This window comes from Haloferax sp. s1, from assembly GCF_058382125.1.
On record NZ_JBZRPK010000468.1, the window covers coordinates 1 to 5,215 of the forward strand.

At 61.9% G+C, this 5,215-nt stretch carries 6 protein-coding genes and 1 pseudogene; 4 read left to right on the forward strand and 3 right to left on the reverse strand.

Annotation, left to right across the window (positions count from 1 at the left end):
• Both QT222_RS06975 and QT222_RS06980 read left to right on the forward strand, forming a co-directional pair.
• Positions 1-521 (forward strand): annotated as a pseudogene (locus QT222_RS06975) (hypothetical protein); the annotation flags it as partial.
• Between the two features lie 72 nt (positions 522-593).
• Positions 594-902: a cupin domain-containing protein gene (locus QT222_RS06980; protein WP_004059592.1), complete on the forward strand. Its 309-nt coding sequence runs from the start codon at positions 594-596 to the stop codon at positions 900-902.
• A gap of 48 nt (positions 903-950) precedes the next feature.
• On the opposite strand, the gene QT222_RS06985 is transcribed toward QT222_RS06980, so the two are convergent.
• The 3 genes from QT222_RS06985 to QT222_RS06995 all read right to left on the reverse strand — a co-directional run bounded on the left by QT222_RS06985 (position 951) and on the right by QT222_RS06995 (position 3,304).
• Positions 951-1,568 (reverse strand): DUF7998 family protein, encoded by a 618-nt coding sequence (locus tag QT222_RS06985; protein WP_491476746.1) that lies wholly within the window; start codon positions 1,566-1,568, stop codon positions 951-953.
• 126 nt (positions 1,569-1,694) lie between these two features.
• Positions 1,695-2,774: a copper-containing nitrite reductase gene (gene nirK / locus QT222_RS06990; protein WP_491476747.1), complete on the reverse strand. Its 1,080-nt coding sequence runs from the start codon at positions 2,772-2,774 to the stop codon at positions 1,695-1,697.
• Between the two features lie 257 nt (positions 2,775-3,031).
• A complete protein-coding gene (locus tag QT222_RS06995; protein WP_491476748.1) occupies positions 3,032-3,304 on the reverse strand; it encodes a DUF2249 domain-containing protein in 273 nt (90 codons plus the stop codon).
• Between the two features lie 213 nt (positions 3,305-3,517).
• Between QT222_RS06995 and QT222_RS07000 the strand changes: the two genes are divergently transcribed.
• Positions 3,518-4,648, forward strand: coding sequence for a TIGR04053 family radical SAM/SPASM domain-containing protein (locus QT222_RS07000; protein WP_004059596.1), 1,131 nt, complete (start codon positions 3,518-3,520; stop codon positions 4,646-4,648).
• A gap of 63 nt (positions 4,649-4,711) precedes the next feature.
• A partial coding sequence (locus QT222_RS07005; RefSeq protein WP_491476749.1) for a cupredoxin domain-containing protein occupies positions 4,712-5,215 on the forward strand: 504 nt, incomplete at its 3' end.

Consider the following 5,215-nt stretch of genomic DNA (forward strand, 5'->3'; position numbering starts at 1 on the left):
CGATGCTCGCTCGGTATGCAGTCGCCGCGCCGGCGCTCGCAGTCTGGGGGCTGTTCGCGCTTCCGTCGTGGCTCGCGAGCCCGCTCGCCCGCGACACGTTATTCGGCGCGCCAGCCGCAGTCCTCCTCTTTGCCGTCGGCTTCGTCGGCTTCGTCATCTTCGGCACCTTGTACCACGTCGTCCCGTTCATCGTCTGGGTTCACCGCTACAGCGACCGACTCGGATACGAGTCGGTCCCGATGGTCGACGACCTGTACAGCACTCGCCTCGCCACGCTCGATTTCGGACTCCTCGTCGGGGGGAGCGTCGTACTCGTCGCGGCCGATTTATTCGCGCTTCCGACCGTGGCGACCGGACTGGGAAGCGCCTTCATTCTCGTCGGCGTCGCGTTGTTCATCACCAACGTGTTGTCGGTCATCCGAACGCACAGCCCTCACTCGTTGTTCGGCGTTCTGGTTACGACCCTGTTCGAAGACGCCGAACCGGGGCACGATTCAACTGACTCGGTCGACACGAGGTGACAATTTCCCTGCCCGGCAGTTCCGAACCGGTTCGGCTGAACACTTACCCGCTCGCTGGACTACAACCCACTCATGGCTGAACATACCTCCCTCGACGAACTTCCAGAAGAGACGCACGCAGAGGTCTTCGAAGCACACAGGCCCCGAACGGTCAGGCTCACCCTCGAACAAGGTGAGAAAATCCCTGCACATACCCACCCGGGGATGGATATCGTCCTCCACCTCGTCTCGGGCCACCTCGAACTGTCTCTTGACGACGAGACAGTCGACGTACATCCGGGGGAACTCGTTCAATTCAGCGGCGAACGCGATATCTCGCCCCGCGCAGTCGACGACAGTACGGCGGTTCTCGTGTTCGCGCCAGCCCCCACCTCTGAATAACCGCCTTTTGGTGTGGGAACTAGTCCCCGAAACATCCCGTCCTCAGTGTTAGAACGGCGATTGGAGGTTGCTCTCTCCGAATCCGTCAACGTCGAGTTCACCCTCGTCCAGTCCCTCCATCGCGTCCTCGTCCGTAGCGGACAGTCTGTCTTCGTCTGCCGACCCTGAACCGACCGACTCCGAGTCACCGACTGTCGTCTCTAATTCCTTGAGTTGCTCGTTGATTACCTCGCTTTGGTGGTGCATCTGCGAGACGCGAACGCGGACGAGGTCGTAGTCGTGGCGCTCCGAGAGTCCGTTCCACGCTCGAAAAGACCCGACGATGAGTGTAGTCGTCTGCGGGCAAAACGGCGTCGTCGGCGTGAATTCGGCTCGCAGCACCGAGGGGTCGTCGCGCTCTTCCGCGTAGCGGTAGCCCGCACCCTCGTGCCGCGTATCGAGATTCAATCGGGCGAGGTTGTAGTTGAAGGTCATATCGTACACCGTCCGCTCGTCGAACAGGTCGCGGGTAATCTCGTGGAACGCGACGTGCTCGTCGCCGGTGAGGACGCGGTGTCCGTCGAGGAACTCGTCCGGTTCGGGGATGTGCTCGGGGACGAACTCGTCGTACTCGTCGAAGAGTTCGTCGTCGCTTCCGCCGCCGAACGGTGAGGGGAATCCGATCATACCTGTATCGACGGTCGGACGGACCCTATGGGTACCCCCGGACATGTTCACCGGGATGGGGAGAGAAGAAGCACCGAGGTGGGAATCGAAGGAACAGTTTCACTGCCCGATACGGGCGGTTGTCACCTACTCAGGGTTTGGGTCGAAGATTTCGGGGTCTTCGGGCCCCTCTGCTCTGATAACTGCCATACAACCCTTGCGTGTGACACGGGACAGTGAGTGGTCGACGAGTTTGAAGTCACCCGGAACTGGCGAACTCATTGTCGCGACTGTCGTACTTCCTGGCGGCACGAGCCGCGTCTGGATGTGCGTCTGTGGGTCCGTACTCAGCGACCCATCGGGGTAGAGCGTCTCCCAGACGCTGCCGATGGGGTGGAAGCTACTGGAGAGGTTCGGCCCGCCGTCGACGAAGAACACCCGAACCGTCTCGCCGGTGTTGACGGTCGCTGCGGGACCGTGTCCGGCGTCGGTCCACGCGTACTTTTCGCCGTTCATGACGACGTACGTCGGTTCTTCGTTCCGCATCGCTTCGAAGTCGAAGTTGTGCTTTCCTTTCTTGCCCGCCTTCTTGTCGGTGTACAGTTCGTGCTGTCCGATGTAGACCTCTTTGTCGACTTCCGGAAGTCCCTCCGGCGGTTCGACGAGGATAAGTCCGAACATCCCCGCGCTGATGTGCATGTCCATGTTCGGCACCGCACAGTGGTAGATGTACGCGCCGGGATAGGTCGCTTTGAACCGGACTTTCACCGTCTCACCGGGGTTCGTCATCGTCGCTTCCGCGCCGCCACCGGGACCGGCGACCGCATGGAAATCGACGTTGTGCGGCATGGAGTTCTCTTCTGGGTTCTCGAAGGTCAGGTTGACCGTGTCGCCCTGCCGGACGCGGATAAACGGTCCCGGTACCTGCCCGTTGTAGGTCATGTAGGTGAACGTGACTCCCTCTTCCACCTCGGCTGTCACCTCCTCTGGACGGAGCGTTACGTCCACTTCGGTGGGTTCGCTTCGGGTAATCGGGTCTGGGATATCCGTCGGGTTAGCTGCGACTTGCTCCACGATTTTCGGGCTCTCTTGTTGCGCCGGGGTTGGTTCTTCAGTTTGGTCGAGCGATTGTGCCGCGGTCGGTGCCTCAGAGGCACACCCTGCGAGTGATGCGACACCGCCGAGACCGAGTAACTGTAACGTCCGTCTTCGGGTTGTTGATAGCATTGTCGTCTCCCTCCAGTTGAATCGAGGAGTTTTCGACGGGTATAATCAAACACCGATTTCACCGTTGAGAGATGCTGTGCGAACATATTCGGTGAAGATTGGACGTACGTTTCCTACTGGTGGACCTCTAATCACATACTGAGAAGACTCTGCGGAAGGATTGTTTGATTAGTGGCTGTTTTCTCCATATATTTCAAACACCTCCATTTTCATGTATCGTGACCGAATGTGGTTGCCCGGTCGATTTCTTGCAGTACTCACTCGTCGGGTTCTGCCTGCCAGATTGCGGTGACGACGCCGTCGTCGTGTTCGGCGGTTCGATACGAGAACCCGCGGTCCTCAAGTTTCGGATAGAGGAACTGCGGCGCTCGGTCGTTGAGTTGGACGAACACCGTCTCGGCGTCGGGTTCCACCAGCCGGTTCATCGTCTGTTGGAGTGGTTCCGGCGGGGGGAGTTCGCTCGCGTCGGGGAAGTCGACTGTTCGTCTGGTCGGTGCACCCACTTCGTCGAGGTACGCATCGGTATCCATGTTCAATCGATGGGCTTGCACCTGCAGGTAGTTCACCCCGAACTGGTTCGCCCGGGGTCTCCGTCACGGGGGCGAATATATTCGGGATGCGACTCTCTTGCTGTGGGAATGAACTAGCCCTATAATGAGACCGACGGCGCAACCGGCAACGCGAGAACCGTCCGAAACGTTCCGCTCGGAGCGCGGTGACGACTGCCCTGTCCAGAACGACTCATGACTCGACCACAACGCCCACCGAAATCCGCCGCACCGGACCCGTCGAACATCGATACGACGCAACGACCGTTCGTCCTCATCTGGGAGGTGACGCAGGCCTGCCATCTGGCCTGTAACCACTGCCGGGCGGACGCGAATCCGCTGCGTCATCCCGAGGAACTGACGACCGAAGAGGGCAAGCGACTGCTCGACCAGGCGAGCGAGTTCGGACCGGGACAACTTGTCGTCCTCTCCGGGGGTGACCCGCTCACACGCCCGGACCTCACGGAACTCGTCGAGTACGGAACGAAACAGGGGCTTCGAATGACGTTGACGCCCAGTGGGACAACGTCGTTGACGCCGGAGACGGTCAGCCAACTGGGCGACGCGGGAATCAAGCGTCTCGCGTTGAGCCTCGACGGCGGGTCCGCATCGGCACACGACTCTTTCAGAGGTGTCGACGGGAGCTTCGAGCAAACAGTCCAAGCGGCACGGGCGGCCCGCGACGCCGGTATTCCGCTTCAGATAAATACGACCGTCTGTGCCCAAACGGTCGACGAACTACCAGCCCTTCGCGACCTCGTGGCGGACCTCGGCGCGGTGCTGTGGTCGGTGTTTTTCCTCGTTCCCGTGGGTCGCGGCCGCGTCCTCGACCCGCTGACTCCTGACCACGCCGAGGAGGTTATGGAGTGGCTCTCGGCGGTGAGCGACGACGCTCCCTTCGGCGTGAAGACGACCGAAGCACCACACTACCGGCGCGTCTCGATTCAACAGCGGCGGGATTCTATCGACGCCCCGTCGAACGACGGCATCGGTCGGCGGCTCGGCATCTCCGCAGGCGACGGCTTCGCGTTCGTCAGCCACACCGGTGAGCTGTTCCCGTCTGGCTTCCTCCCGAAATCGGTCGGGAACGTCCGCGACGGCGGACTCGTCGAGGGATACAGAGAAAGCGAGTTGTTCCGAGCGCTCCGCGACCGCGACAACCTCCGCGGAAAGTGCGGGTCCTGCGAGTTCCGCCACATCTGCGGTGGAAGCAGGTCACGTGCCTACGCCCACACGGGCGACCCGCACGCGAGCGACCCGCTCTGTGCGTACGTCCCCGAGGGATACACCGGTCCTATGCCGACTGGACGAGCGAGTAGCGACTGATGAGACTGGGTACGAACATGTTCGGGGCAACCGATTGCATCGGTCGACACTGACGAGCAAACGATGACGCACGAACGTACACTCACGCGACGACGCTTTACCGCACTCGCTGCAACCGCATCCCTCTCTGCGACACTCGCCGGTTGTACGGGTTCGAACAGTAGCGCATCGGCTGACTCGGGCCAGAACCAGGCCGAGTCTGAACCGGCTGCGACGACGGAACCGGCGGAGTCCGGCGGAGACAGCGCTGGCGGGGACGCAGCGAAACAGTCCTTCGACGGGTGGTTCGACGGCGTCAAGAACTACGACGGCGTCGTGGACAAGACCGGTTCCGACACGGTTACGGTCGATGTCGGGGTGGAGGCCAACGGCGGGGCGTTCGGGGTTTGTCCCGCCGCCATTCGCGGCTCGAAGGGAACGACCGTCGCTTGGGGATGGACCGGCGACGGCGGGGCACACAACCGCGTCCCGACGGGCGGGGCGGTCGGACCCCGGAGGGGCGCGGGCTCCGGCCCCACCGTCGGACACCCCCTCCGGGCAGCCGGGGCGGTCACCGCCCCCCCTGGT

What these genes read in the sequence shown, in the direction of transcription:
- QT222_RS06985 (WP_491476746.1), bottom strand. Translation starts at nt 1,568, where the DNA reads ATGATCGGATTCCCCTCACCGTTCGGCGGCGGAAGCGACGACGAACTC.
- QT222_RS06980 (WP_004059592.1), top strand. Translation starts at nt 594, where the DNA reads ATGGCTGAACATACCTCCCTCGACGAACTTCCAGAAGAGACGCACGCA.
- QT222_RS07000 (WP_004059596.1), top strand. Translation starts at nt 3,518, where the DNA reads ATGACTCGACCACAACGCCCACCGAAATCCGCCGCACCGGACCCGTCG.
- nirK (WP_491476747.1), bottom strand. Translation starts at nt 2,774, where the DNA reads ATGCTATCAACAACCCGAAGACGGACGTTACAGTTACTCGGTCTCGGC.
- QT222_RS06995 (WP_491476748.1), bottom strand. Translation starts at nt 3,304, where the DNA reads ATGGATACCGATGCGTACCTCGACGAAGTGGGTGCACCGACCAGACGA.